The 25,958-nt window shown below is 63.7% G+C and carries 20 protein-coding genes; 13 read left to right on the top strand and 7 right to left on the bottom strand.

Annotated features, from left to right (window positions below; all coding sequences use genetic code 11):
• Positions 1 to 4 precede the first annotated feature (4 nt).
• A complete protein-coding gene (locus ACT6Q8_RS10875) occupies positions 5 to 1,126 on the bottom strand; it encodes an FAD-dependent oxidoreductase (RefSeq protein ID WP_444732214.1) in 1,122 nt (373 codons plus the stop codon).
• Between the two features lie 190 nt (positions 1,127 to 1,316).
• Entirely contained in the window at positions 1,317 to 2,288 is a 972-nt protein-coding gene (locus ACT6Q8_RS10870; protein ID WP_054166602.1) for a fumarylacetoacetate hydrolase family protein, read from the bottom strand.
• Positions 2,289 to 2,536: 248 nt separating this feature from the next.
• Between ACT6Q8_RS10870 and ACT6Q8_RS10865 the strand changes: the two genes are divergently transcribed.
• The 3 genes from ACT6Q8_RS10865 to ACT6Q8_RS10855 all read left to right on the top strand — a co-directional run bounded on the left by ACT6Q8_RS10865 (position 2,537) and on the right by ACT6Q8_RS10855 (position 6,327).
• Positions 2,537 to 3,877: an MFS transporter gene (locus ACT6Q8_RS10865; protein ID WP_444732215.1), complete on the top strand. Its 1,341-nt coding sequence runs from the start codon at positions 2,537 to 2,539 to the stop codon at positions 3,875 to 3,877.
• A 35-nt stretch (positions 3,878 to 3,912) separates the two neighbouring features.
• Positions 3,913 to 5,898, top strand: a complete 1,986-nt coding sequence (locus ACT6Q8_RS10860; RefSeq protein WP_444732216.1) for a serine hydrolase domain-containing protein — start codon at positions 3,913 to 3,915, stop codon at positions 5,896 to 5,898.
• A 78-nt stretch (positions 5,899 to 5,976) separates the two neighbouring features.
• Positions 5,977 to 6,327: a RidA family protein gene (locus ACT6Q8_RS10855; protein ID WP_444732217.1), complete on the top strand. Its 351-nt coding sequence runs from the start codon at positions 5,977 to 5,979 to the stop codon at positions 6,325 to 6,327.
• 302 nt (positions 6,328 to 6,629) lie between these two features.
• Here the strand turns inward: ACT6Q8_RS10855 and ACT6Q8_RS10850 are convergent, their stop codons facing one another.
• Both ACT6Q8_RS10850 and ACT6Q8_RS10845 read right to left on the bottom strand, forming a co-directional pair.
• Positions 6,630 to 8,108, bottom strand: coding sequence for a M81 family metallopeptidase (locus ACT6Q8_RS10850; protein WP_444732218.1), 1,479 nt, complete (start codon positions 8,106 to 8,108; stop codon positions 6,630 to 6,632).
• Between the two features lie 3 nt (positions 8,109 to 8,111).
• Complete coding sequence (locus tag ACT6Q8_RS10845; RefSeq protein WP_054166477.1) at positions 8,112 to 9,251, bottom strand: NAD(P)/FAD-dependent oxidoreductase; 1,140 nt, start codon at positions 9,249 to 9,251, stop codon at positions 8,112 to 8,114.
• 545 nt (positions 9,252 to 9,796) lie between these two features.
• On the opposite strand from ACT6Q8_RS10845, the gene ACT6Q8_RS10840 reads away from it, so the two are divergent.
• The gene (locus ACT6Q8_RS10840) at positions 9,797 to 12,016 is read left to right on the top strand and encodes a TonB-dependent receptor (RefSeq protein WP_444732219.1); all 2,220 of its coding nucleotides are present in this window, start codon (positions 9,797 to 9,799) and stop codon (positions 12,014 to 12,016) included.
• A 314-nt stretch (positions 12,017 to 12,330) separates the two neighbouring features.
• Positions 12,331 to 13,002 (top strand): helix-turn-helix domain-containing protein, encoded by a 672-nt coding sequence (locus ACT6Q8_RS10835; protein ID WP_444732220.1) that lies wholly within the window; start codon positions 12,331 to 12,333, stop codon positions 13,000 to 13,002.
• Positions 13,003 to 13,020: 18 nt separating this feature from the next.
• Here ACT6Q8_RS10835 and ACT6Q8_RS10830 read toward each other — a convergent pair whose 3' ends face one another.
• Positions 13,021 to 14,034, bottom strand: a complete 1,014-nt coding sequence (locus ACT6Q8_RS10830) for an aldo/keto reductase (RefSeq protein WP_444732221.1) — start codon at positions 14,032 to 14,034, stop codon at positions 13,021 to 13,023.
• Between the two features lie 36 nt (positions 14,035 to 14,070).
• The gene (locus ACT6Q8_RS10825; RefSeq protein ID WP_444732222.1) at positions 14,071 to 14,727 is read right to left on the bottom strand and encodes a type 1 glutamine amidotransferase domain-containing protein; all 657 of its coding nucleotides are present in this window, start codon (positions 14,725 to 14,727) and stop codon (positions 14,071 to 14,073) included.
• A 102-nt stretch (positions 14,728 to 14,829) separates the two neighbouring features.
• On the opposite strand from ACT6Q8_RS10825, the gene ACT6Q8_RS10820 reads away from it, so the two are divergent.
• Positions 14,830 to 15,735: a LysR substrate-binding domain-containing protein gene (locus ACT6Q8_RS10820; RefSeq protein ID WP_054166473.1), complete on the top strand. Its 906-nt coding sequence runs from the start codon at positions 14,830 to 14,832 to the stop codon at positions 15,733 to 15,735.
• A gap of 2 nt (positions 15,736 to 15,737) precedes the next feature.
• On the opposite strand, the gene ACT6Q8_RS10815 is transcribed toward ACT6Q8_RS10820, so the two are convergent.
• Entirely contained in the window at positions 15,738 to 16,448 is a 711-nt protein-coding gene (locus tag ACT6Q8_RS10815) for a cyclic nucleotide-binding domain-containing protein (protein ID WP_082372020.1), read from the bottom strand.
• Positions 16,449 to 16,690: 242 nt separating this feature from the next.
• Here ACT6Q8_RS10815 and ACT6Q8_RS10810 point away from each other — a divergent pair, with 242 nt between their 5' ends.
• From ACT6Q8_RS10810 to ACT6Q8_RS10780, 7 genes are all read left to right on the top strand, one after another.
• Entirely contained in the window at positions 16,691 to 18,271 is a 1,581-nt protein-coding gene (locus tag ACT6Q8_RS10810) for a sodium/sugar symporter (protein WP_444732223.1), read from the top strand.
• A 164-nt stretch (positions 18,272 to 18,435) separates the two neighbouring features.
• Complete coding sequence (locus ACT6Q8_RS10805) at positions 18,436 to 19,851, top strand: amino acid permease (RefSeq protein ID WP_444732224.1); 1,416 nt, start codon at positions 18,436 to 18,438, stop codon at positions 19,849 to 19,851.
• Positions 19,852 to 19,930: 79 nt separating this feature from the next.
• The gene (locus ACT6Q8_RS10800) at positions 19,931 to 20,581 is read left to right on the top strand and encodes a TetR/AcrR family transcriptional regulator (RefSeq protein WP_444732225.1); all 651 of its coding nucleotides are present in this window, start codon (positions 19,931 to 19,933) and stop codon (positions 20,579 to 20,581) included.
• A 141-nt stretch (positions 20,582 to 20,722) separates the two neighbouring features.
• A complete protein-coding gene (locus ACT6Q8_RS10795) occupies positions 20,723 to 21,094 on the top strand; it encodes a c-type cytochrome (RefSeq protein WP_444732226.1) in 372 nt (123 codons plus the stop codon).
• An 8-nt stretch (positions 21,095 to 21,102) separates the two neighbouring features.
• A complete protein-coding gene (locus ACT6Q8_RS10790; RefSeq protein WP_444732227.1) occupies positions 21,103 to 22,512 on the top strand; it encodes a D-arabinono-1,4-lactone oxidase in 1,410 nt (469 codons plus the stop codon).
• Entirely contained in the window at positions 22,505 to 23,662 is a 1,158-nt protein-coding gene (locus ACT6Q8_RS10785; RefSeq protein WP_444732228.1) for an alanine racemase, read from the top strand. The genes ACT6Q8_RS10790 and ACT6Q8_RS10785 overlap by 8 nt, the downstream gene beginning before the upstream one ends.
• A 56-nt stretch (positions 23,663 to 23,718) precedes the next feature.
• Complete coding sequence (locus ACT6Q8_RS10780) at positions 23,719 to 25,956, top strand: TonB-dependent receptor (protein ID WP_444732229.1); 2,238 nt, start codon at positions 23,719 to 23,721, stop codon at positions 25,954 to 25,956.
• Positions 25,957 to 25,958 lie beyond the last annotated feature (2 nt).

Below are 25,958 nucleotides of genomic sequence, written 5' to 3'. Positions count from 1 at the left end.
AATATCAAAGTGGTTGGGCCAGGGCGGCCATGGTCTGGTTCATCAGGCGGGGATGTTCGTCGCTATGGACGCCGCTCAACTCGATCTCGCCCAGGCGGACGGAATTGTTCACCACCATGGCGCAGCGGTCATAACGGCGGGTCATGAAGGCGCTCAGCGCGGCGGACAGGCTGTCACTGGCCGACAGCACATCGCCCAGCACCACCGCATCCTCCATCGCCATGCCGGCACCCGATGCCAGATGCGGGGTGGTGGCGTGGGACGCATCACCGATCAGCAGGCCACGCCGCGTATGCCACGGACCAGGCAGCAGCAGCGTCTCCAAGGGGCGGAAATTCACCACCGACTGGTCGCTGATCTGATCGCGGACAAAGCCGACAGACCCGCCGAACCCCGCCAGCCGTGCGCGCAGAAGACCGGGCAGGTCCGCCTCGGCATGCCGGGTGTTGGGGGCAATGGCCTCCAGCGCGAACAGATACATCTGATCGGGCGAACAGGGGTTCACGCCCGCCTTGATCGGCGCGCCCAGGAACATCTCCACACCCTTCACCCCCTGCGGTCGGGGGGCGGTGACGCGCCAACAGGCCTGACCTGTGAAGCGCGGCTTGGGCGCATCGGGGAAAAGCAGGCCGCGCGTGCGGGAATAGATGCCGTCGGCCCCGATCACCAGATCGTAACGCCCCGTGCGGCCATCGCTGAACGTCACGTCCGCGCCGTCCGCATCCTCGGCATAGTGATCGATGGTGATGCCCAGGCGGATATCGGCTGCGGCCTTACGGGTGCGGCTGGCCAGGATTTCATGCAGGATGGGCCGCATGATGCCGCCGCCAGACGGCAGGTCGGCGGCCAGCGGCGGGATCGCCACCTCCCCAATCGGGTGGCCGGTGGGCGTGAACAGGCGCGTGCTGGCCGCGCAATAACCGTGCTGGCGGAAATCATCCAGGATATCCAGCCGCTGAAACGCGCGCAGCGTCGGGCCGGTTATGGAGATACCGGCGCCATAGACACGCCAGGCCGGGTCCTGGTCGATCACATCAACCGATACACCCAGACGTGACAGCACCAGAGTGGCCGACATGCCGGCGATGCCACCGCCAACGACAAGCGCATTAAGGATCAAGGACACATGCTCCTCCCAGGCCACCCACCCAGGGGGCGGCAGCCGGACATGCCCGCCAGTTCGGCGGGTCTTTATCGTGGATTGGGGCGGAGGGCCGCCGTCGCGGACCTCCATGCCACCAACCATAAGCCCGCCGAACAAATCACCAAAGCCGTTTATACCGATACAATGCATCGGCCACGGTGATAGAGCCCATTCAGCCCTTCACGACCTCTTGGTCGATGGCGCCGAAGACACTTTGCCCGTCGTGCAGCACTTCCATCCGCACCCGGTCACCGAAACGCATGAAGCCGGTGCGGGCAGCACCTTCATCCAGCATTTCGATTCCGCGCCGTTCGGCGATGCAACTGGACCCGACCTGCCGGTAATTCTCGTTCGATACCGTGCCCGAGCCGATGATGGTACCGGCGCACAGGTCGCGGGTGCGGGCGGCATGGGCGATCAACTGTCCGAAACAGAAACCCATGGCCCCGCCATTGGCCGCCCCAAAGCGCGCCCCGTTCCAGTCGACCAGCAGGTTCAGATGGATACGGCCATCGGCCCAGCTTTCCCCCAGCTCATCAGGCGTTACGGCGATGGGTGCCGCCGAACAGGCGGGTTTGGCCTGGACCCAGCCGAAGCCCGTCTCCATTTCCGCCCGGCCCGGGACACGAAGCGACCAGTCATTGACCAGCATGACCAGACGGATATGGGCGCGTGCTGTGTCGGCATCCGTTCCCATGGAGACATCACCGGTCACCACCGCAAATTCACCCTCGAAATCGATGCCGTCGGCTTCGGTCGGCAAGGGCACGGGTGCGGTCGGGGCGATGAAGCGGTGGGACATGCCCTGATACATCAGGGGCTTGTCATGGTGCGGGTTGGTGATGCCGAATACCTTGGCCATCAGTTCGCCATGCGCATGGAAGGCCGAACCGTCCAGCCATTGCCAGGCGCGCGGCAACGGTGCCAGGGCCTTTGCGGGGTCAAAGGCAAAGGCATCCGGGGCGGTACCGGCCTCCAGCGCTGCCGACAGGGCCAGCAGCCTGGGTTCCGCCACCGCCCAATCGTCAAGGGCGGCCTGCAGGGTTTCCGCGATGCCGGTCGCGGCGACGGCGCGGCGCAGATCGCGGGAAACCACCACCAGCCGTCCGTCACGGCCACCAAGGTCAAGGCTTGCGAGCTTCATCTTCAATCCCATGGCGTTCAGCGTTGAACGGCGACATAGGCATGGGCTGTCCCATCCGTTAAGTCGGGATTGCCGATCCATCCTATCGGCGCCAGCGATAGATGGGCCGGCGACGTTTTCGTATGATCAATATTGTTTCAAGACAGAATGTAAGCCTCACGTCCAATCTCGGATCAAACCCACATTAAGTGGCACTATCTTTTAGGAAAAATTTTTCATATAAGAAAAGCGCAACAGGGAGAGCTGGGATGTCCTTATCATCGCCGCCCGATCCGGGACCCAAGCGGGAAGCCGATGCCCGCGCCTGGTACGCCATCGTCATCTTCGCTTTGGCCGCCGTTCTTTCCTATACCGACCGCCTGATCCTGAACCTGCTGGTTGCCCCGATCCGGTCGGAAATGGCGATCACCGATACGCAGGTGAGTTTCCTTCAAGGCGCCGCCTTTGCCATCATCTATGCCTTTGCCGGCCTGCCCATGGGCCGGCATGCCGACCGGCATGGGCGGCGCAACCTGATCCTGGCCGGTATTGGCCTGTGGAGCCTGGCGACCGCGCTCTGCGGTCTGGCGCAGTCCTATGGGCAGTTGTTCGGGGCTCGTATCCTGGTGGGGATCGGGGAGGCGGCATTGGCACCAGCCGTGCTGTCCATGGTGCCAGACCTGTTCCCGCCGCATCGGCGCGGGACAGCGGTTGCCATCTTTATCGGTGGCATGGTGATGGGGGCCGGCATGGCCACACTGGTCGGCGGTATCCTGATCGATGTCTTCAGCCTGGGCGCCCTGTCCGGTCTGGCACAGTCCGCCGGGGTAGCGCCCTGGCGTGCCGTGCTGCTGACCCTGGGGCTGGCCGGTGTTGTCCTGGCCCTTCTGGTCGCCACCATCCGTGAACCGGTGCGGCAGGAAAGCCTGGGCGGTGATGTGAAGCCGGGTTTGGATACGCTGCGCCGCTATCTGGTTGATAATCGGTGGGCATTCGGTCTGCTGCTGGGCGGGCTGACCCTGACACAGATTGTCGATTACGGGGCCAATAGCTGGACACCGTCGCTGCTGATGCGGGTGCATGACTTCACCCCGTCGCAGACGGGAACGGCGCTGGGCTCCATCCTGATCGGGGTGGCGGGGCTGGGCACCATTGTCGGCGGGCTGCTGGCCGATTTCCTGGAGGCACGTGGCCATTCCACGGCCAAGCCGATGGTTGCCGCCGCCGCTGTCAGCCTGGGCGTCCCCTGCCTGCTGTTCGGGGTCATGCCGGGGGTCGGCCTGACGCTGGCCCTGTTCACGGCCTATGCCTTCCTGCTGGCCATCGGGGCCGGGGTCGGCATCGCGGCCATCCTGGATCTGGTGCCATCAGAACTGCGCGGCATGACGACGGCAGTGCAGGCCTTTGCCTATACTGCCTTCGGGCTGGGCCTGGGTCCGACGCTGGTGGCGGTGACCACCGACCATGTTTTTGCCGATCCGCTGGCGGTCGGACTGTCGATCAGCGTGACCGGCATTCCGCTGCTGGCGCTGTCAGCGCTCGCCATGTGGCGGTCGCTGCCCCATTACCGTGATGTGCGCCAACGGTTGGCCCGCGCGGCAAATACTTGAACCAAAACAGAAACCAACGAACAGGGAACCAATCCATGATATTGCCCAAAAGCCTGATCATTCCGCTTCTGGCCGCAACCTGGCTGTCCGCCGTACCGGCGGTGATGGCCCAGGACCCGGCCCCCGCCGCCCCAGGCGCGACCGCCACCGCACAGACAGCCGCCCCTATCGCCCATCCTCTGACCAGGGACGATGTGGAACTGATGGTCGATGGCTTCCTGCCCTACGCGCTGAAGCGCGGGGACATTGCAGGTGCCGTGGTCACGGTGGTCAAAGATGGGCAGATCCTGTTTGCCAAGGGCTACGGCGTTGCCGACCGGGAAACGAATGAGCCTGTGGACCCGGATAAGCATCTGTTCAGGCCCGGTTCCATCTCCAAGCTGTTCACCTGGATCGCGGTGATGCAGCAGGTGGAGGCGGGGCGCATCGATCTGGATGCCGATATCAACCAGTATCTGGACTTCAAGATCCCTAATAGCTGGCCCGAACCCATCACCATGCGCCATGTCATGACGCATACGGCGGGCTTTGCCGAGACGGTGCGCGACCTGATCGTGCGCGGTCAGGATCACCCGCTGGAACTGGAAAAGCTGCTGTCGCGCTGGGTCCCGGAACGGTCCTACAAGCCGGGCACCGTTCCCGCCTACTCGAACTATGCCACCGCACTGGCCGGTCTGATCGTGCAGCGGGTCAGCGGTGAGAAGTTCGAGGATTACATCGACAAGCATATCCTGGCGCCCGCCAACATGAAGCATTCCAGCATGGCGCAGCCCCTGCCCGCCCATCTGGCCCCGCTGATGTCCAAGGGCTATGCCTCCTCCCGCGAACCGGCGCAGGACTTCGAGATTGTAAACCATGCCCCGGCGGGTTCGCTGACGGCCAGCGGGGCCGATATGGGCCGGTTCATGATCGCCCTGCTGAACCAGGGCGAGGGGCCGGGTGGTCGCATCCTGAAGCCGGAAAGCCTGGCGCAGATGTGGAAGCCGCAATACCGCCCTCTGCCCGGCCAGGAACTGGCCATGGGCCTGGGCTTCTATGAGCAGAACCGCAATGGCTACCGCATCATGGGCCATGGCGGCGACACCACCCTGTTCCATAGCGATTTGGCCATGTGGCTGGACGAGGGGGTGGGCCTTTACATCTCCTTCAACAGCACCGGCGATGACATGTCGCGCGGGCCAATCCGCAACGAACTGCACCGTATGTTCGCCGACCGCTATTTCCCGGCCAAGGCCGCCCCGGAGCCTGCCAAGGCTGAGCCGGTGACGCGCAAGGTGCCGGTTGGCGGCACCTTCTACATGTCGCGCCGGGCCGAGGGCACGCTGGTCAGCATGATCAACCTGTTCGGCCAGGGCGACCTGATCACCAATGAGGATGGGACCGCCACCTTCACCCTGTTCCGGGATTATGTCGGCATTCCCAAGCGCTGGCGCGAGGTGGCGCCCGACCGCTGGCAGGAGGTGGGCACCGACAGCCTGATGCACACCAAGACCGATGAGAATGGCCGCGTTACCGGCATTACCACCGATGACTACCCCGCCATCTTCATCGCTCAGCCGGTGCCGACGGGCATCAACAAGGGCTGGAACCTGCCAGCCCTGGGCATCGCCATGGCCATCGCCCTGTTTGCCGTCATCTGGTGGCCCGTGGCCGCCCTGGTCCGCCGCCGCTATGGCTGGCCCCACCCGCTGACGGGCCAGCATCTGCTGGCTGACCGGCTGGTGCGGGGATCGGCGCTGATGATGGTGGGCTGCCTGACCGGCTTTGCACTTGTCATGACGCTGGCCATCGATCCGCTGATGTTCGGGGAGATCGATCTGGTCCTGCGGTTGCTGCAACTGGCGGGGTTGCTGGGTGTGCTGGGCCTGCTGCCGGCGGGGTGGCGCGCCTGGAAGCTGTGGACCGATCCGGCAGCCGGGTGGTGGGCGCGTATCCGGGCCAGCCTGATGATCCTGGTCTTTGCCTATTTCCTCTATTTCGTCGAGCAGTTCCACCTGATCAGCTTCGCGCTGGATTACTGAGCCGTTTCAATCGTTCCCGCCCCCGGATGGCCCATGCCGTCCGGGGGTTTTCTTTGCCCCTTGCGGAGTTCTGAACCCATGTCCGTCGCCCCTGCCCTTTCCCCCGCCATGCCTGCCGGTGACCTGATTTTCCTGTCGGGCCAGCTGGCCTTTGCTGCCGATGGCGCCATCGTGGCGCCCGATGATGTGGCCCGGCAGACCGAACAGGTCCTGGCCAACCTGAACCGCGTGCTGACCGGTTTCGGGCTGGACCTGTCGGACGTGGTGAAGACCACGGTCTGGCTGACCGATACCGCCGATTTTCCAGCGTTCAACGCCGCCTATGCCGCCAGCTTCGGCAGCCACCGCCCAGCCCGGTCCACGGTACGGGCAGATCTGATGCTACCCGGAGCCAGGGTGGAGATCGAGGCGGTGGCCAAGCGGCGGTGACCGGGTCGCAAACCCCTCATTCGGAGGTAATGGCGTGTCCACTCCGACCGAAAATCGGCTTCGTGCAACCAGATGAAACAGAAAATAAAGGGGTGTTTCGCCGTTCACGCCCCGTCCGCGCCCCCCAATGGGGGGCGTTGGATGGAACGGGCACACGGGTGGCGTTGATGGGGTGGATCATAGCAAGGATTGCTCAGGAAGTCAGCAATCACACCCCCTTCCACCTACTCCAGCCCCGTAAAGAAAAAACCCCGGACGGCGGGCCGTCCGGGGTTAAGTCCCTCAACTGGAGCGAACTGCCGTCAGGTATCCAGACCCAACGGATCAGCCACGCGCGGCCAGAAATTCAGCGCGCGCGTGCGATAGGGGATGGTGGTGAATTCTGGGGCGATGGCACCGGGCGTGGAGACATACTGAACCATGGAGGCCATGGGCCCGAACCCGGCATAGAAATGCTGGGTCGATTTCACCACGATCAGGTCCAGGTCCGACAGGTCGATGCCCAGGCCTGTGAAGGCATCGGGCTGAAACACCTGGCTACGCTGGCTGGCCAGCACAATATGCAGGCCGCCCGGCCCTTCCAGCCAGACCGACAGGCCGAGTGCGGTCGGTTCCTTGTCGAGACCCGTCTGGACATGATTGTTCACGATATTGCGGACAGTTACCGGCAGATCGACGGGATCACCCGAGGCCGGGCCGCATTTGCCGCCCAGCCGCAGATCGAAATGCGAACCGATGCCGGCATTGACGCAGATATTGATAGCGCCCAGATCCCAGAAACAGCCGATGGCGGCATTGCCGATGCCCCGGTCCAGCAGGCGGCGCAGGATGAAGGTACTGTCGCCCGCCGCCCCACCACCGGGATTATCGGCAACATCGGCCAGAACCGCTGGGCGGCCCAGCACCTTGGGTGCGGCCACAACATTGTCCAGGGCGGTGTCGATACTGGTGACATTGGGGCGCAGGCTTTCCCGCTGCCGGTACAGCCGTTCACCGAAGGACCGGGCGGTGGATACGGCCTTTGCCGCATCGCCATCGGCCACCACCCACATGCGCGTGCCGGTCCAGGGCGTGTCGCCCCAGGGGAAACCATGGGCGAGCGATACCGACAGGATACCGTCATGACCCTCCGCCGCCTTCATGTCGGCGACGAAGCTTTTCATCGGTTCCACCGTTGTCGGGTAGAGCGTGATCATGCGGCAGTCGAAATCGCGCATCAAAGGGCGGATTTCACGACGCGCCGTCGCCAGGCACAGGTCGAACAGTTCATCGGCACGTTCGACGCCGTCAGTATGCGGATATTCCTTCATGGCAATCAGGATATCGGCACTGTCCAGCATGGCGGGTGACAGGTGGCAATGCGGGTCCAGTTCGGCCCCGATCACCACATCCGGCCCCACCTGTGCCCGGATGGCGGCCAGAAGATCACCCTCGCAATCATCCTGGCCCACGGCCATCATGGCCCCGTGCAGCAGCAGCAGGACCATGTCGACGGGGCCGGCCTTGGCGATGCCGTCCAGCACCTCCGCCTTGAACCCGTCCCAGACGGGGGCCAGGGTGCGGCCCGCTGGCTGTGCATAGGCGCAAAGCCCCTCCACCACCTCGATCCCCGCCGCTTCGGCCCGGCGGTGCCAGTGGCGCAGGAAGGCCCCACCCTCCGTATCCGGCCGGCGCGAGGCGTCGCCATGATAGATGCCATATTCCTGGAAACTGCCCAGGCCGGTGGGCATGGGCGCGAAGCTGTTGGTTTCGGTGGCCACGACGGCCATGAACAGGCGCATGGGTCAATCCCCTTGGCAGCGGTCGGGCGACAGGTCGGCGATGGTGACGCCAGCATCGGCAATATCGGGTGGCAGCACGCCATGGTCCAGCAGGCTGGCCCCCACCCGCGCCAGGGCCGGTGCCATCTGGATACCGTACCCACCCTGGGCGGCGAACCAGAAGAAGGCGGGCTGACTGGCGGGCGAACCCACCACGGGGCTTCGGTCGGCCACGAAGCTGCGCAGGCCGGCCCAGCTGCGCGATACGCGGCGTACCGGCAGGTCGGCGGCGTTCTGCACCCGGTCGATGCAGACGGCGATATCCCATTCATCGGCCTGCGCGTCACAGGGCGGTGACGGGGTTTCATCGGCGGGGGAAGCCAGGATCATCCCGGCATCCGGCTTGAAATAGAAGGAGCCGCCCGCATCGATGACAGCGGGCCAGCGGTGAATATCAAAGCCGGCAGGCGGGTCCAGCATCATGGCGGTCCGCCGCAGCGGCATCAAACCAACGGTCGGCACGCCCGCCATGCGGGCCACATCATCCGCCCAGGCGCCGGCGGCATTCACCAACTTGCCGGCACGCACCGGCCCGCCGGGAAAGGTCAGGGTCCAGGCGGAACCATCCCAGGATGCCGCCTGCAACGGGGCGTCACTGTACAGTTCCACCCCACCGGCCTTGGCCCGGCGCAGGAAACCCTGATGGATGGCATGGACATCCATATCCATGGCGTCGGGTTCCAGCAGCGCGTCGCGCAACGGGCCGGGTTGCAGGATGGGCACCATGTCGCGCGCTTGGCCCGGGGTCAGCGGCAGGGCGCGGGTGCCGGTGCGGGCTGCGGATTCCCGCACCTCGCGCACGGCATCGCTATCCACCTGATCGCTGATATACAGCACCCCGCGCGGGGTCAGCAGCGGATGTTCGGCAAAACCCGGTGGCGGATCGTTGAAAAAGGCGCGGCTGGCCGCCGTCAGCACACAGACGGTGCTGTTTCCATAAAGGACAGAATACAGCGCCGCCGACCGGCCCGTGGTGTGATAGCCGGGGAAACCTTCCCGTTCCGCCAGCAGCACGCGCCGGCCCGGAACCGCATCCGCCAGCATGGCGGCCAGCGAAGCGCCGCCAATACCGGCACCGATGATCGCGATGTCGAATTCCTGCATCTGGAACCTCCCTTGCCCGCCATGGTCAGCATTCTTGGCGGATATGTCAAATATTTTTCGTATAGTAAATGTCATGGATAGCGAACAAGGCGTTCTATGGCTGCCTGCTTGCCTTCGCGAGGTTGGAGGCACCTTCTGCAGCGGCGTTCTTTTGATTAGAAACTTGTTTTCTTCGTCATCCCGGCGCAAGCCGGGACCTAGCGTGAGGCACGGTTAGCGCTGATATGACCCATGTCGCGGCGGACGCCGCTCTACGCTGGGTCCCGGCTTTCTCCGGGATGACGATAGGGGGCGCCTAGAGTCGCGGTAAACCCAATCCAAAGAGGGATTCCTCGCAAATACCCGACAACATCATAAAATTTTCGCATAGGAATAATCATTGTTGACCACTGTGCGGAACCCTGTTTTAATTTTCTGGTAATCAATGAAACGTGCCTCCGCGACCGGCCGCCCACCCCCTGTGGGTAGGGCCGGAACCGGTTCGTGCGTCCCAACGCCAAGGGGTCGGCCAACGGCCCCAGCCTCGGACAGGAAAGGCAATTTCCATGGTTTTCAGGTGTGAGACACCGCGTCGACAGGCGCGGAAGGGATTTCTGGCCGGTATCGCTCTGGCAGCACTTCCGCTGTTGCCGGCAGCGGGACAGGCGGCCAGCACGGAGCCGCTGCTGCTCGAAGAGATCATCGTGACGGCACAGAAACGCCTGGAAAATCTCCAGACAGTGCCAGCCTCCGTATCGGTTCTGAGCGGTGAGCGTATTGCCCGGTCAAGCCCGACCGGCGTCGCCGACTATGCCGCCTATATGCCGGGTCTGGCCATCAGCAGCGGCGGCACGCCGGGACAGGTGTCGCTGGCCCTGCGCGGTGTCGCCCCGGTGGGGCCAGGCGCCACGGTCGGCACCTATATTGATGACACGCCGCTGGGGTCCAGCGCCAATTATGCCCGCGCCGCCATCTATGCGCTGGACCTGTTCCCCTATGACATCCAGCAGGTGGAGGTTCTGCGCGGGCCGCAGGGAACGCTTTATGGTGCCAGCACCATGGGCGGCCTGCTGAAATATGTGACGCGCAAGCCCGACCTGAAGGAAACCCAGATACGGCTGGGCAGTGACATGTCGGCCACCAACAGCGCCGGGGGCGCCAATTGGGGTGTCCGTGGACAGGTCAACCTGCCGCTGATCGAGGACCGGCTGGCGGTGCAGGCCAGTCTCTATAAGCAGAAGAACCAGGGCTATATCGGCAATGCCCGCAGCGGCGCCGATGACATCAACGACAATACCCAGAAGGGGGCGCGCGTTGCCTTGCTGTGGCGTCCAGCGGAACCGGTGACGGTGCGCCTGCAGGCCCTGTTCCAGAAGGTCGACAGCCGCAACAATGCCGTCGTCGCCTATGATGCGGCGACCGACCGGCCCATCGCCGGCAGGCTGGACAGTCAATATTATATGGACCAACCCTTCACCAAGGATCTGGACCTCTATACCGCCACCATCGACTGGGATCTGGACTTTGCCAGCCTGACATCGGCCTCCTCCTATTCCACGGCCAAGGTGGACACGGCCCAGGATGCCAGTGCCATCTATGGCGTTGCCTTTCCGGCCCTGACGGGTGGGGCGGTTCCGGCGGGCCTGTCGCGGTTCGACCTGCTGCTGGATCATGAGAAATTCACGCAGGAAGTGCGGCTGGCATCGCCCAGCGGCGGCGGGTTTGAATGGATGCTGGGCGGGTTCTATACCTGGGAGGACAGCACCAATCTTCAGACGGCCAGCGCACAGACCATGAGCGGCAGTTCCATTGCGGGACTGGACCCGCTGGCCATCGCCAGCCTGCCCACGACCTATGAGGAGGTGGCGGTGTTCGGCAATGCCACCGTCGCCCTGACCGACCGGTTCGACATCACCGCCGGCCTGCGCTGGGCCCACAATAATCAGGATTTCGCACAGATTTCCGATGGTGCCCTGCTGGGCGGTGCGCAGCGGGTGCCGGGCAAATCATCGGAAAATGTGCTGACCTTCATGGCCAGCCCGCGCCTGCGCGTGGATGAGGATGTGACGCTTTATGGCCGGGTCGCCAGTTCCTACCGCCCCGGCGGGCCGAATGTGGCCCTGCCCAATGTGCCGCCCAGCGTGGATGCCGATACGTTGGTGAGTTACGAGGCGGGCGTGAAATCCACCCTGCTGGACGGGCGGCTGCAGGCCAACGCGTCGGTTTTCTATATCGACTGGAAGGATATCCAGATCGCCGGTTCCAATGGCGGGGTTTCCTTTCTGCAAAATGGCGGCAAGGCGCAGAGCAAGGGGCTGGAATTTGAAACCGTGTTCGTGCCGGCGGAAGGCTGGCGTCTGGGGGCCAACGGCGCCTACACCGACGCCAGCTTCAAGGGCGACATCCCGGAGGTGGGTGCCCAGGATGGGGACCGTCTGCCGCTGATCCCCCGATATTCCTTTGCCCTGACCGCTGATTATGAATGGAGCCTGTCCGCCGACTGGACGGCCAATGCCGGTGCCGGCTATCGCTGGACAGGGGCAGTGCACAGCGATCCCGAAAGCTCCCCCGAATTCGTGCGGACCAGGGCCTATGGCGTGCTGGATATAAATGCGGGGGTGCAGAATGACGTCGTGGCCGTCCGCTTCTATATCCGCAACGCCGCCAATTCCCATGCGACGACCACCGCCGATCTGATCACCAGCGCGCTGGGCAGCCCGGTGCAGATCGACCGCACCGTTTTGCAGCCGCGTACCATCGGGCTGAGCGTCGATTTCACTTATTGATACCAGCTGTATTGGATCGTGACCGATCCAATACAGCTTCATTCTCCCTCAGGCGCCGGGCGGCGGTATCCGCCGCCTTGGCTTTACGGCGCACAAGCGCCGGGCCGGCAGTCGCCGACCTGCAGAAGCACGCGTTTTAGCGCGTGCTTCTGCTTCAATTGTCTGGTTTGTAACGCTCCCGCTTCAACTGCTGTGACTTGCCACAGGGAAAGGGGTTTCATTCCCCCCCGCCCCTGTGGCATTTTTTATTTTCCGAAGCGCTAACCAAACCCGCAGGAACGGAAAATGCGGGGTGAACCGGGGGTTGTGAGCAGATGACGCGGAGAGCACCGATCGGCAAGGCACTGCGCCGTCTGCGTCTTCAGAATGACTGGACCCTGGCCGATGTGGCAGAGCGGACGGGTCTGGCCGTTTCCACCCTGTCGAAGGTCGAGAATGACCGCATGTCCCTGACCTTCGACAAGATCGTCAGCCTGTGCGAGGGGCTGGGCGTCGATATAGGCACCCTGTTTACGGGCGATCCGGCCCCGGCAAGCGAGCCGGTTGCCCCCTCCACCGCACCGGTCGCCATGATGACACGGCGCAGCATTGACCGGGGTGGTGGGGAGGATGCGGAGGTTCCCACCAAGAATTACCGCCACCGCTATCTCAACACCGACATCACCCACAAGAAGATGATCCCCATCCTGGTGGAACATCGCGCCCGCACCATGGAGGAATTCGGTTCCCTGGTCCGCCATCCGGGGGAGGAATTCATCTATGTGATGGAGGGCGCCATCGAAGTTCACACCGAATTCTATGCACCCACCATCGTGAAGGCCGGGGAAAGCATCTATCTGGACAGCACCATGGGCCATGCCTATCTGGCAGCATCCGACGGCCCATGCCGCACCCTTTCCGTCTGTTCCAGCCCGGAACCGGCGCTGGCCCGGGCGCTGATGGTGAATGAACCCACCGTCAGCCTGAAAAAGCCGGAAAAGGCTTGAGCGCAGCAGTAACCAGGCTTATGCGCCGAAGGGCAACGGGGCAGCCGGATTGACCAGACCGGCGGCGCGCAGATCGCGCCAGAAATCGGTGGGAATGATTTCCGCCAGGGCCGCGCTGTCTTCGGCGATGCGGTCGGGACGGCTGGCGCCGGGAATGACGGCGGCGACGGCGGGATTGGCCAGCGCGAACTGCAGGCCGGCGGCCTTCATGCTGATGCCGTGGTGGTCGGCCAGGGCCTTGATGCGCGCCACCTTGTCCAGGATGGCGGGCGTGGCCGGTGCATATTCGAAGTTCGGACCACCGACCAGGGCACCGGAGCTGTAGGGGCCACCGACAATGATGCCCAGACCGCGTTCGGCCACCGTCGGCATCACCCGCTGCAAGGCCTTGTCATGGTCGAGCAGCGTATAGCGACCGGCCAGCAGGAAGCCGTCGGGACGGTTGCCCTCCAGACCCAGCAGCAGCTCGATCGGCTCCACCCGGTTGACACCCAGACCCCAGGCCTTGATCACCCCCTCATCCCGCAGCCCGTCCAGGGTCTTGAACGCACCCTTGCGGGCGGATTCAAAGACATCCAGCCATTCATCACCGTAGAAATCCTGGGCCACGTCATGCACCCAGACAATGTCGATCCGGTCGGTCTTCAGCCGCTTCAGGCTGTCCTCGATGGAGCGTAGGGTGGCGTCGGTGGAATAGTCATTGATGATGCGGTTGGGCAGGCCGTGCTTGAACACCTCCCCCTTTTCGCCCAGGTCACGGGCGGAGACATCCTCCACCTCGTCCAGGATCAGGCGGCCAACCTTGGTGCCGATGACATATTCGTCGCGCGGCTTGCCGGTCAGGGCCTGACCCATGCGGATTTCCGCCAAGCCGGCGCCGTAGAAGGGAGCATTGTCGAAGAAGCGGATACCGTCATTCCACGCCGCCTCCACGGTGGCCAGCGCCTCCTCCTCCGGAATGGCGCGGAACATGTTGCCCAGCGGGGCGGCACCGAAGCCAAGGCGGCTGGTGAGGATATTCTTGAGGCCCATGATCAATTCCTTTCAGGTCTGAAGGTCGGAGGGCGCTTACAGCAGGCCCAGAAGCAACGTGGCGGCGGCAGCGGAGGATTGCGGGTTCTGGCCGGTGACCAGATTGCCATCCAGGATGACATTGGAGGTCCAGTCGGGCGCGCCATGATGGATGGCACCCAATTCCTTCAGGCGAGTTTCCAACAGGAAGGGCACCTTTTCCACCCCGTCCACGGCCCACTCCTCGGCATCGGTAAAGGCGGCGACGGTGCGGCCCGCGATGAAGGGCGTTCCGTCGGGACGGCGCATACCGGCAAAGACGGCGGGGGCATGACACAGGGCGGCAATCACCCGGCCCGTGGCATCGAAGCGGAACAGCAGATCGTGCAGTTGCTTGTTATACGGCATGTCGAAGACGGTGCCATGGCCGCCCGGCATATAGACGGCATCGAAGCCATCCGTATCCAGCGTGTCAAAGGCTGGCGTGTCGGACAGCGCGGCAATCGCCTGCTCCCAGGCATTGGCCTGCTCAACGGTCGGCGCGCTTTTCGGATCGACCGGAACCTTGCCGCCGGCGATGGAGGTCACGGTGACTTGATGGCCGGCGCGGGTGAAGGCCAGATAGGGAACTGCATGTTCTTCCAGCCAGACGCCTGTCGGCTCGCCATTCAGCATGCGGTCATGGCTGGTCAGGATGAAGAGGATCTTGGACATCGGGTCGGCTCCGTGGCTTGGGATGTCCAGATCATGCCTTTGCCTAATATATTTCGGCAATTTATCTTTCCTATTTCAGACATTCATATGACATTATAACTGATGCGCTACGATCTGAACCTGCTGCCCACCTTCATCGCGCTGATGGAAGAACGTAACGTGACCCGCGCCGCCGAACGGCTGGGCATGACGCAACCGGCGCTGTCCAACGCGTTGAACCGACTGCGCGTGATGCTGCGCGACCCCCTGTTCATCCGCGAACGCTATGGTATGCAACCGACGGAGAAGGCGCAGGAACTGGCGCCCGTGATCGCCGCCGCCCTGGCCACGCTGGACGATATCGTCCTGGGGCAGCAGGATTTCGATCCGGCGCAGGCCAACCGACTGTTCACCATTGCCCCAAACAGTTACGTCGAATATGTGCTGATGCCGGCGGTGGTGACGCGGCTGCGCGAACAAGCGCCGGGGATCAAGCTGCGCCTGACGCCGTTCGGCACCGATCTGGCTGAAACCGGCGTGGTGTCGGGCAGTACCGCCATGGTAATCGGCCGTATCACCGATCCGCCCGACAATCTGGTGGTCCAGCACATTATGGATGACGGTCTGGCCTGTGTGGTCCGCGCCGACCATCCCACTGTAGGAGACAGCCTGTCGCGCGAACAGTATGAGGCGTTGAAGCATGTGAACATGTTGCCGCCCGGCCGGTTACGCGCCGGCCTGTTCCAGGCATTGCAGAAGCAGGCCTTGAAGCGGGAGGTGGCGGTGTCCGTCACCCATTTCCTGGCGGTGCCAGAACTGGTGGCGGTCACCGACTATTGTTCCACCCTGCCCCGCCTGATCTGCCGGCAGCTGGCCCGCGACAAGCGGTTGAAGGTCATGCCGGCGCCTGTCGATCTGGGCACCTTTCCGGTGGAGATGGCCTGGCATGTCCGTTATCGCCATGATCCGGCCCATCGCTGGCTGCGGGGTCTGGTGGCCGATGTGGCGCGGGAGATATCGGCGGCTTGACCCTACTCCGTCAACGACAGCGGCCCCTCCGCCGCGTCGATCAGCGGGTCCGGCTTTGAAAAGGCCACCAGTTTCGCACGGTCCTGGATCAACAGCCGGTTACCCTGGACCGACAGGCCATGGTCACGCAGGGCTGAAAAGGCGCGGGACAGGTTTTCCGCCGTCATACCAAGGCGCGAGGCCAGGATGCGCTTATCGACGGGCAGCACGACCTCTTCACCCTCACCCGCCAGACCCAGGACGTAGCAGCCCAGACGCTGCACCCCGGTGCGCAGCTTCAAATCCTTGATCTGCCGGACCAGACGGCGGAAATGCTGTGCCAGTTCCGCCATCACGGGGGCAGAGAGAGCGGGATCGGCGGCAACTGCGTGGCGGAAAATTTCCGCATCCAGCAGCAGCACCCGTGACGGCAGCAAGGTGCGCGCCGACATCAGATAGGGTGCCCCCGTCAGAGCGGCGGCCAGGATGAAGCTGTCCACGGGAAACAAGGTTTCCACCACGGCTTCACTGCCGGCCTGGTCCCTTGCGAACAGTTCCACCCCGCCTTCCAGCAGAACCATCAGGAAATCGGCGCGGTCCCCCTCCTGGAACAGCAGGGTTCCGCGCGGATAGCGCTGCAATGATCCCCGTGCGGCCAAGGAGGATAATTGTTCTTTTTCAACCTGCCGGAACATGGGAAGACTGTGTACCAAACTCAGGTCTTCAGGCTTCATGGTTGGATTCCGGCTTATTGGCGGGTTCGGGTGACCCGCGAGATGCTGACCCTTGGTACGGGAACCGGCCCATTGGCGTCAATAAACCATGGGTACCGTCACGGCAGGCCAATGTGACATATTAAGCATATAATAATTCAAATATGACGTGCCTGCGCGTATGGTGGCCGTCAAGCGGCCCCCGCCATGGTCGGAAGATGCCGGGCATGGTGGGCGCCAAGGGGAAACGGGGGAGGATATCGATGGAACTGTCCACATTGGACATTGTTATTGTCGTGCTCTATGGCATCGCCATTTTCGGGCTGGCGCAATATGTGTCACGCGACAAGCCGGGCACCGCGCCCAAGGACACGACTGATTATTTCCTGGCGTCTAAGAATCTCCCCTGGTGGGCCATCGGCGCCTCGCTGATCGCCGCCAACATCTCCGCCGAACAGATCGTGGGCATGTCGGGGTCGGGCTATGCCATCGGGCTGGCCATCGCGTCCTATGAATGGATGGCGGCGGCGACGCTGCTGATCGTGGGCAAGTACTTCCTGCCCATCTTCCTGAAGAATGAAATCTATACGATGCCGCAGTTCCTGGAACGGCGGTATGGTCCGTCGATCCGGACCCTGATGGCCATCTTCTGGCTGGTTCTCTATATCTTCGTGAACCTGACCTCCATCATCTGGCTGGGTTCCATCGCCGTCAACAAGGTGGCGGGCGTGGATCAGAATCTGGCCCTGATCGGCCTGGGCACCTTCGCCCTTCTTTACCAGCTGCGCGGCGGCCTGAAGGCGGTCGCCCTGACCGATATCGTGCAGGTGTCGCTGCTGGTGATGGGTGGCCTGATCATCGCGGGCCTGACGCTGGGAGAGATCGGCGGCGAAGGCGGCATCCTGGCTGGATGGCAACGTTTGACCACGGAACTGCCGGGTCATTTCCACATGATCCTGAAAGCTGACAACCCGCATTACATGGACCTGCCGGGCCTGTCGGTGCTGATCGGCGGCATGTGGATCGCCAATCTCAGCTATTGGGGCTTCAACCAGTACATCATCCAGCGCGCGCTGGCGGCCAAAAGCCTGGACGAAGCGCAGAAGGGCGTGCTGTTCGCGGCCTTCCTGAAGTTGTTGATGCCTGTCATCATCGTGCTGCCGGGTATCGCCGCCGTCATCCTGGCACCCAATCTGGCCAAGCCGGACGAGGCCTATCCCTCTATGATGCGGCTGTTGCCCACGGGCCTGCTGGGTCTGGTGTTTGCGGCCCTGATCGCGGCGATCATCGCCTCCACCGCGTCGAAGATCAATTCCATCGCTACCATCTTCACCCTGGACGTGTTCGCGAAGTTCCGCCATGTGCGCGAAGGCGGGGCCGGGCAGGAACGAAAGTTGGTGATGGTGGGCCGTATCGCGGCCACGGTTTCCATCCTGCTGGCCATCCTGACCGCCCGCCCGCTGCTGGGTCAGTCGGAGCAGGCGTTCCAGTTCATTCAGGAATTCACGGGCTTCTTCACGCCGGGCATCACCGTGATCTTCCTGCTGGGGCTGTTCTGGAAACGTGCCAACGAAGCGGGCGCCATCACGGCGGCCATCGCATCGGTCGCCCTGTCCTGGGCGATGAAGGTCTGGTGGGCCGACCTGCCCTTCATCGACCGGATGGGCATCGTGTTCATCATCTCGTTGGTGCTGGCTGCGGCGGCGTCGCTGGTTATCCCGTCGCGGGCGGGCAGTGACACGATTGATACTGGCACTGTCAGCTATCGCACGGGAACCGGCTTCAATGCCGGTGCAGTGGGCGTGGTCCTGGCCCTGGTGGCGCTGTACGCAACCTGGTGGTGACCGCACCCTTTACGGGCGGCCGGTAAAGGCGGCGGGTCCGGTGAGGCCCGCCGCCTTTTTGCATTTTGGACAAAGCTGTCGCCGCCACATCATGGTAAAGGGAAAAACCAATCCATACAAAGCTGGCAAAAGCCGGCCATATCCGCAGACAGGAGAACAGGGGCATGAGTTTCTGGGGGCGGCGCAAGGCGCTGGACGCGCTGACGCATGTTGACGAGTCACGGCAACTGAAACGCACACTCAGCTGGCCGCATCTGGTGGCGCTGGGCATCGGGGCCATTATCGGCACGGGCATCTATACGCTAACCGGCATTGGGGCAGAGCGTGCGGGTCCCGCCGTGATCCTGGCATTCGCGGCCTGCGGCATCCTCTGCGTCTTCGCGGCCCTGACCTATACGGAGATGGCGACCCTGATGCCGGCGGCGGGCAGCGCCTATACCTACACCTATTCGGTGCTGGGTGAGGGGCTGGCGTGGCTGGTGGGGTGGAGCCTGATTTTGGAATATGCCGTCACCTGCTCCGCCGTGGCCGTCGGCTGGTCCGGCTATATGGTGGGCCTGCTGGAAAGCCTGGGCGTGCATCTGCCGGCCTGGATGATTTCGGGCCCGCATGGCGGGGGCATCATCAACCTGCCCGCCGTCCTGATCACCCTGGCCGTGACGGCGATGCTGGCGCGCGGGGCCAAGGAAAGCGCCACCCTGAACATCGTGCTGGTGGCCATCAAGCTCCTGGCGCTGGCCGTGTTTGTCGGCCTGACGGCGCCGGCCATCATGCCGGAGAATTTTACGCCCTTCATGCCCTATGGCTTTGCCTCGCACAGTGTGGACGGGCAGGTGCGCGGCGTGATGGCAGCGGCCGCTATCGTGTTCTTCGCGTTCTTCGGCTTCGATGCCGTCTCCACCTCGGCAGAGGAGGTCAAGAACCCGGAGCGCGACCTGACCATCGGCATCATCGGGTCCATGGTGGTCTGTACCCTGATCTATATGATTGTCGCTGCCTGTGCCGTCGGTGCCTGGCCGTTCGCGGAATTCGCGACCAGCGGGGAGCCACTGGCCTTCATCCTGCGCGGATTGGAACATCCGGGTGCGGCCTTCGGCATCGGAGCGGCGGCCATCATCGCCCTGCCGTCCGTGATCCTGGTGATGATGTTCGGGCAGACACGCGTGTTCTTCGTCATGGCGCGCGACGGGTTGCTGCCCCGCTCGCTCAGCCAACTGGATGCACAGCGGCGCGGGCCGCTGCGCCTGACCTTCCTGGTCGGCGGGTTCGTGGCGCTGGTGGCCGGCTTCTTCCGGCTGGACCAGATCGCCGAACTGTCAAATGCCGGCACGCTGACCGCCTTCATCGCGGTATCGGTCTGCGTCATGGTCCTGCGCCGCACGCGGCCCGACCTGCCGCGCCTGTTCCGCTGCCCTGCGGTGTGGATCGTGGCGCCGTTGGCCGTGATCGGCTGTCTTTACTTCATGATCAGCCTGCCCACAGGCACCCTGGTGCGCTTTGCCATCTGGAACCTGATCGGTGTCGGTGTCTATCTGGCCTATGGACGGCGGCGTAGCCTTCTGGCTCAGGCCGGCAGTTGAATTCCGGCCCGTTCCACCTTATGTCCTGATGCCGGCAGGGGGCATGGCAGACCCCGCCGACAGAAAGATAAAAGGCAGCATGTCCGCGTCATCCCCCTCCCCCGTTCCCGCCGCTGAAACGGAAAGCGGTGCCCTTTCCCCACGTGCGCTGGCCATGCGCCAGCGCCTTATGCAGGCGGGGGCGGAACTGTTGGGGGAGGTCGGGATCGAGCGTATCTCCACCAATCTGGTCGCCGCGCGGGCCGGCGTGACACCGCCCGTCTTCTATCGTCATTTCAAGGACAAGTACGACCTGCTGGCGGCCCTTGGCGAGGACCTGATGCTGCGCCAGAATACAGTGCTGGCCGCCTGGCTTGAGGGGCATGGCGACAAGGGGTTCGATGGCCTGATCCAGGCGCATTATCAATTCCTGCTGTCATCCATCCAGGTCACGGCCACGCAGCCGGGGGCGGTGTGGATCATGCGGGCACTGCGGGCGGTGCCATCCCTGTCCAGCGTGCGTACCCAGTCGCACGAACTGGTGACCGACCGGATCATGGAGGTGATCCTGTCGCTGCTTCCCAATGCCAATCCCGCCGAACTGCGCCTGCGCACCCGCATCGCGGTCGAGGCCGGATACAGCATCATCGAACTGGCCCTGGAAGACCCTGACCAGTCGCCGGAAGCCCTTTGCCATGGCCTGACCGCCATGTGGCAGGGCGGTCTGCGCAACGGCCTGGAACAGGCCTGACCCCACCACATCACCATCATCGTCATTTCGGAGCGGGCACCGGCGGTGGCCCGCATTATCCGCTTGCGTCGGGCACAAGGATTAGTTATCACTAACTTCATCAGTTAGCGATCACTACAGGCCATCATTGATAGGGGTGCCATGACGACGCCGTTGAGCGTGCGGGCGCTGCCGGGATTGCTTTGCCTTGCGTTCCTGGCCCTGGGGGCCTGCGGACAGAAGGAAACACCGCCGCCGGACGCCGCCACCATCACCGCCCTGCGTCCCGCCGATCCGCGATTGGCGGAGATCTATGCCGCGTCCTGCCTTGCCTGCCACACGATGGCAGATAGCGGGGCGCCGCTGACGGGTGTTGTGGAGCAATGGCAACCACGCCTGAACAAGGGGATGCCTGTTCTTCTTAAAAATGTTGTTGAGGGTGTGAATGGTATGCCGGCAGGGGGGCAATGCTTTGCCTGCACGCCGGAGGATTACACCGCCCTGATCCTGTTCATGAGCCAGCCGCCGCGCTGAAAGGGGAAATGATGGTTTCACGGCGTTCACTTTTCCTTGGCATGGCGGGTGTGGCAGCGGGGGCTGGTGCCGGCGGTTGGGCTGCCAGCCGGGTGGGTGTGCAGCCCGAACCACCCGCACCACCGGGCCAGGACGAGGCGGGCCGGCTGCTGTGGCGCAACTGGTCCGGCATTCAGCACGCCTATCCGGCGCAACGCGCGGCCCCCGGCAGCGAAGATGAACTGACGGCGCTGTTGCGCACGGCACCGGGTCCGCTGCGCGCGGTGGGATCGGGCCATTCCTTCATGCCCCTGGTGCCCACGCCCGGCACCCTGATCACGCTGGACCGGATGACGGGCCTGATCAGCCATGACAAGGCCACCAGCACAGCGGTGGCATGGGGGGGTACAAGGCTGGCCGATCTTGGCGCCGCATTGGCCGGGATCAGACAGGAAATGCCGAACCTGCCCGACATCAACAAGCAATCGCTGGCCGGCGCCACCGCCACGGGTACACACGGCACCGGCGCCACCCTGCCCGCCCTGCACGGCAATATCACGGCCCTGCGTCTGGTCACCGGGCGCGGTGACATTCTTGATTGCGATGTCGCACGTAATGCGGAGTTGTTTCAGGCGGCGCGCATGGGCCTGGGTGCCTTCGGCATTGTCACGCAGGTGACCTTGCAGAACAGCCCGTTAAAGCGGGTGGAGCGGAATGTCTGGCTACAACCGCTGGAACAGACATTGGCCGACTGGCCGCGCCTGCATCAGGTCCACCGCAATATCGAGTTCTACTATCTGCCCTTCACCGACATGACCGCCGTCATCACCCATGACGAAACGGATGCGCCGGCCACGGTACGACCGCCCGCACAGGATAATGAGGCCCTGCTGGACCTTAAAAAGCTGCGCGACTGGCTTGGCTGGTCGCCGACCCTGCGCCGACGGGTGGCACGGCAGGTCATGTCGGGGCTGGAGCCGGAACGGGTGGTGGATGAAAGCTGGCGGCTGCTGTCCAACGAACGGCCCGTGCGCTTCAACGAGATGGAGTTTCATCTGCCGCTGGAAGCGCAGATCGAGGCGTTGAAAGAGGTGATCGCCGCCATCGAGGGGCAGCGCAACGATGTGTTCTTCCCCATCGAGGCGCGGGTCGTCGCCCCCGACGATGCCTGGCTGTCGCCGTTCCAGGGCCGGATGACGGGGTCCATCGCCGTCCATGCCTATTACAAGGATCAGTATGATTTCCTGTATCAGCTGGTGGAGCCGATCCTGCGCCGGCATGGCGGGCGACCGCATTGGGGCAAGCTGAACAGCCTGAAACGCGCCGATTTCGCCGCCCTTTACCCAAGGTTCAACGATGCAACCGAACTGCGCCGGCAGATGGACCCGGAAGGGCGGTTCCTGAATGATTATCTGCGCGGGGTGTTCGCCGATGCCTGACGCGCCCGCCGCCTATTTCGCGTCTCTGTCCGCCGCGTTGAACCGTGCCCGGATTGCCGAACCGGTTTTGATCCTGGACCGGTCACGGATGGATGCGAATATCAGGACGGTGGCCGATACGCTGCGTGGTGGGGCGGCGGTGCGGCTGGTGGTGAAGTCACTGCCCTGCGCGCCGCTGCTGCGTCACCTGTCCACATCGCTGAACAGCAACCGTACCATGGTTTTCAACCGGGCCATGCTGCTGTCGATGCGGGATGTTGATCCGACGTCGGATATCCTGTTGGGCAAGCCGCTGCCAGTGGGTGCTGCCCGTGCCTATTACGACGACGCCGGGATCGACGGGCCTGGCCCGCGCTGGTTGATCGATAATGTGGAGCGGCTGGACCAGTACGCCGCCCTGGCCCGCAGCCTGGGGATTACGCTGGATGCGGCGGTGGAGGTGGATGTCGGCCTGCATCGCGGCGGGGTGGCGGGACCGGCGGCCCTGGCCGCCCTTCTGGACCGGGCCGGACCGGAAATCCGCCTTACCGGCTTGATGGGCTATGATCCGCATCTGGCCAAGCTGCCCCCGGCAATGGGTATCCGGTCACGGGCCTTTGCCGCCATGTGCCGGGATTATGCGGCGATGGCAGGGGTGCTGCGGTCACGCGGGGTGGTGGACCCGCTGCTGAACAGTGCCGGCAGCCCGACCTATGCCCTGCATGCCAAGGGCAGCCCGGCCAATGATCTGGCCATCGGATCGGCGTTCGTGAAGCCCTCGGATTTTGACATTGGCACGCTGTCGCACCATGTGCCGGCCTGTTTCATCGCCACACCCATTTTGAAGGTCGCGCATCCCGCCCGCGTGCCGGGCCTGGGCAGCCTGCCTGCCCGGCTGTTTGCGGGGCATGCACAGGCGCATTTCATCCATGGCGGCAACTGGCTGGCCGACCCCGTCTGGCCCACCGGTCTGCGGCGCAGCGCCATCTTTGGACCATCCAGCAACCAGGAATGCTGGCTGGGGCCACACGCCCCGGCCCGGCAGCCCGGTGACTGGCTGTTTTTGCGTCCCCGGCAATCGGAGGCGCTTTTCCTGCAGTTCGGCTCCCTCACCGTTTTTGACGGGGGGGAGATCACACAGGCATGGCCGGTCTTTCCGGCATCGGCCTGAACAAAGCGGCGAATGCCGCATGCGATGAACAGGGTTGTCTGAACAGGGGAAATGCCATGAAGAACAATGGGTTGAAACTCTTGCTGCTGTCCGGTGCCGTTATCACCGCCCTGCCCGCCACGGCACAGGAGCTGGTGGTGCTGGAGGAAATTGTCGTCACCGCCCAGAAGCGGCAGCAGAACATGCAGGATGTGCCCGTCAGCGTCACCGCCCTGTCGGGTGCGGCGCTGCTGGACCAGGGTGTGCGCGACGTGCAGGATCTGGGCAAGCTGGCGCCCGGCCTGATGATCCAGAGCACCGATGCGTCCGCCAACCCGAAAATCTTCATCCGGGGTGTCGGCCTGTCGGACTTCAACGCCAATGCGGCGGGGGCGGTCGGCATCTATGTCGATGGCGCCTATGTCGCCTCCCCCCTGGCACAGACGGGACAATTCTTCGATCTGGCGCAGGTGGAGGTGCTGAAAGGGCCACAGGGCACGCTTTATGGCCGTAACACCACGGGCGGCACCATCAATGTCACCACCCGCCGCCCGGATTTCACCGTCGGCGGTGAGGGCCGCATCGATTATGGCCGTTACAACGCCATCACGGCGCAGGCCGCCACCAACGCACCCCTGGTGGAAGACAAGGCCGCGATGCGCATCGCCGGCATCTGGGAACGCGATGATGGCCGCACCCTTAACCGGGTCACAGGACGCCATGTCAACGATACCGATCGCTGGGCCGGTCGTGGCAGCCTGCTGCTGACCCCGTCCGACGGGTTCGAGGCGCTGTTGCAGGTGCATGGCGGGCGCAACCGGGGGGACAGTATCCATGCCCAGTCGCGTCCCCTGCTGCCCGGCATTCCCGCCGCCGCGGGCCCGGACGGGCTGTGTGCATCAGGGCTTTATGCATCAGGTGGCTGTACCGACGCGCTTGGCTATGCCGACACGGATGGCGATCCCTATAAAGGCGATTACAATCTGGACGGCAAGGACCGCGTCGACCTGATCGGCGCCACCTTGAACCTTCGCTGGGATCTGTCGGGCGTCACGCTCTATTCCATCACCGCCTGGGACCATGCCAAGCGCAATGATGTGGAGGATACGGACGCCAGTCCGGGCCGCCTGATCGAAACGACCTATTTGGCCAAACAGCGCGATTTCTCCCAGGAACTGCGCCTGGAAGCCGCCCCGACCGACAAGGTGAAGGCCGTCGCGGGCCTTTACTACCTGCACGATTACCTGGATACGGATAGCCAGTATGACGTTCTGCACGACTTGCGCCCCCTGTTCACCACGCCGGACAATCCAACCGGTCTGTCGATTGAAAATAATGTCGCCATGGTCGGCTTTCCCTATCGCCAGACCACGGACGGCTATGCGGCCTTCGGGCAGGTTGATTTCAGCGCCACAGAGCGCCTAACCCTGACGGCGGGCCTGCGCTATTCCAAGGACAAGAAGGATTTCCATTATGCCAGCACGGTGGAGCAGGCGGTGGAACTGTTCGACCTGTCTGCCGACAAATCCTTCGACAGCGTATCAGGCCGGCTAGCCGCAGCATTGACCCTGTCCGACGATGCCATGGCCTATGCCAGCTATAATCGCGGCTACAAAAGCGGTGGATTCTTCGGTGGCTATACCCGTGATCCGGCGGACCTCGAACCCTATGACGATGAGACGGTGGACGCGTTCGAGGTGGGAACCAAGACCGAATGGCTGAACCGTCGCCTGCGCCTCAACCTGTCGGGCTTCTATTATGATTATCAGGATTTGCAGGTTTTCCAGTTGATTGAACGCGACGGCCTGACCGTTCAGACCTTCGACAATGCGGCCAGTGCCCGCATCCTGGGCCTGGAGTTCGAGATGACGGCCCTGCCGGTTGCCGGGCTGGAACTGGGGCTGTCCGGGTCGCTGATCGATTCGGAATATAAGGATTTCGTGTCGCGCGGAGAGGATTTGAACGGCAACCGCCTGCCCTCCACCCCGCGCTGGTCGTTGACGGGTACCGTGTCGCACAGCCAGCGGCTGGACGGGATCGGTGAGATCGGGCTGACGGCCAATCTCTCCTACCGCTCCAGGGTCTATTTCGACAGCCGCAATCTGGAACGCCTGTCGCAGTCCGGTTACTGGCTGGCCGATGTCACCCTGGGCTGGACCAGCGATGATGGCGCCATCGGGGCGGGTATCACTGTGGCCAACCTGTTCGACAAGGATTATGTCGTGGACATCAACAACCTGGAAAGCTTCGGCCTGGATGCCGTCAATTATGGCCGCCCCCGGCGCATCGGCGGCTATTTCCGCTGGCAATACTGACC

This window comes from Niveispirillum sp., assembly GCF_052437035.1.
Taxonomy (GTDB): Bacteria; Pseudomonadota; Alphaproteobacteria; order Azospirillales; family Azospirillaceae; genus Niveispirillum.
This window is presented reverse-complemented; position numbering and strand designations above follow the sequence as displayed.

Coding starts and splice junctions, on each gene's coding strand:
- ACT6Q8_RS10870 (WP_054166602.1), bottom strand. CDS start 2,288: ATGAAGCTCGCAAGCCTTGACCTTGGTGGCCGTGACGGACGGCTGGTG.
- ACT6Q8_RS10865 (WP_444732215.1), top strand. CDS start 2,537: ATGTCCTTATCATCGCCGCCCGATCCGGGACCCAAGCGGGAAGCCGAT.
- ACT6Q8_RS10860 (WP_444732216.1), top strand. CDS start 3,913: ATGATATTGCCCAAAAGCCTGATCATTCCGCTTCTGGCCGCAACCTGG.
- ACT6Q8_RS10855 (WP_444732217.1), top strand. CDS start 5,977: ATGTCCGTCGCCCCTGCCCTTTCCCCCGCCATGCCTGCCGGTGACCTG.
- ACT6Q8_RS10850 (WP_444732218.1), bottom strand. CDS start 8,108: ATGCGCCTGTTCATGGCCGTCGTGGCCACCGAAACCAACAGCTTCGCG.
- ACT6Q8_RS10845 (WP_054166477.1), bottom strand. CDS start 9,251: ATGCAGGAATTCGACATCGCGATCATCGGTGCCGGTATTGGCGGCGCT.
- ACT6Q8_RS10840 (WP_444732219.1), top strand. CDS start 9,797: ATGGTTTTCAGGTGTGAGACACCGCGTCGACAGGCGCGGAAGGGATTT.
- ACT6Q8_RS10835 (WP_444732220.1), top strand. CDS start 12,331: ATGACGCGGAGAGCACCGATCGGCAAGGCACTGCGCCGTCTGCGTCTT.
- ACT6Q8_RS10830 (WP_444732221.1), bottom strand. CDS start 14,034: ATGGGCCTCAAGAATATCCTCACCAGCCGCCTTGGCTTCGGTGCCGCC.
- ACT6Q8_RS10825 (WP_444732222.1), bottom strand. CDS start 14,727: ATGTCCAAGATCCTCTTCATCCTGACCAGCCATGACCGCATGCTGAAT.
- ACT6Q8_RS10820 (WP_054166473.1), top strand. CDS start 14,830: ATGCGCTACGATCTGAACCTGCTGCCCACCTTCATCGCGCTGATGGAA.
- ACT6Q8_RS10815 (WP_082372020.1), bottom strand. CDS start 16,448: ATGAAGCCTGAAGACCTGAGTTTGGTACACAGTCTTCCCATGTTCCGG.
- ACT6Q8_RS10810 (WP_444732223.1), top strand. CDS start 16,691: ATGGAACTGTCCACATTGGACATTGTTATTGTCGTGCTCTATGGCATC.
- ACT6Q8_RS10805 (WP_444732224.1), top strand. CDS start 18,436: ATGAGTTTCTGGGGGCGGCGCAAGGCGCTGGACGCGCTGACGCATGTT.
- ACT6Q8_RS10800 (WP_444732225.1), top strand. CDS start 19,931: ATGTCCGCGTCATCCCCCTCCCCCGTTCCCGCCGCTGAAACGGAAAGC.
- ACT6Q8_RS10795 (WP_444732226.1), top strand. CDS start 20,723: ATGACGACGCCGTTGAGCGTGCGGGCGCTGCCGGGATTGCTTTGCCTT.
- ACT6Q8_RS10790 (WP_444732227.1), top strand. CDS start 21,103: ATGATGGTTTCACGGCGTTCACTTTTCCTTGGCATGGCGGGTGTGGCA.
- ACT6Q8_RS10785 (WP_444732228.1), top strand. CDS start 22,505: ATGCCTGACGCGCCCGCCGCCTATTTCGCGTCTCTGTCCGCCGCGTTG.
- ACT6Q8_RS10780 (WP_444732229.1), top strand. CDS start 23,719: ATGAAGAACAATGGGTTGAAACTCTTGCTGCTGTCCGGTGCCGTTATC.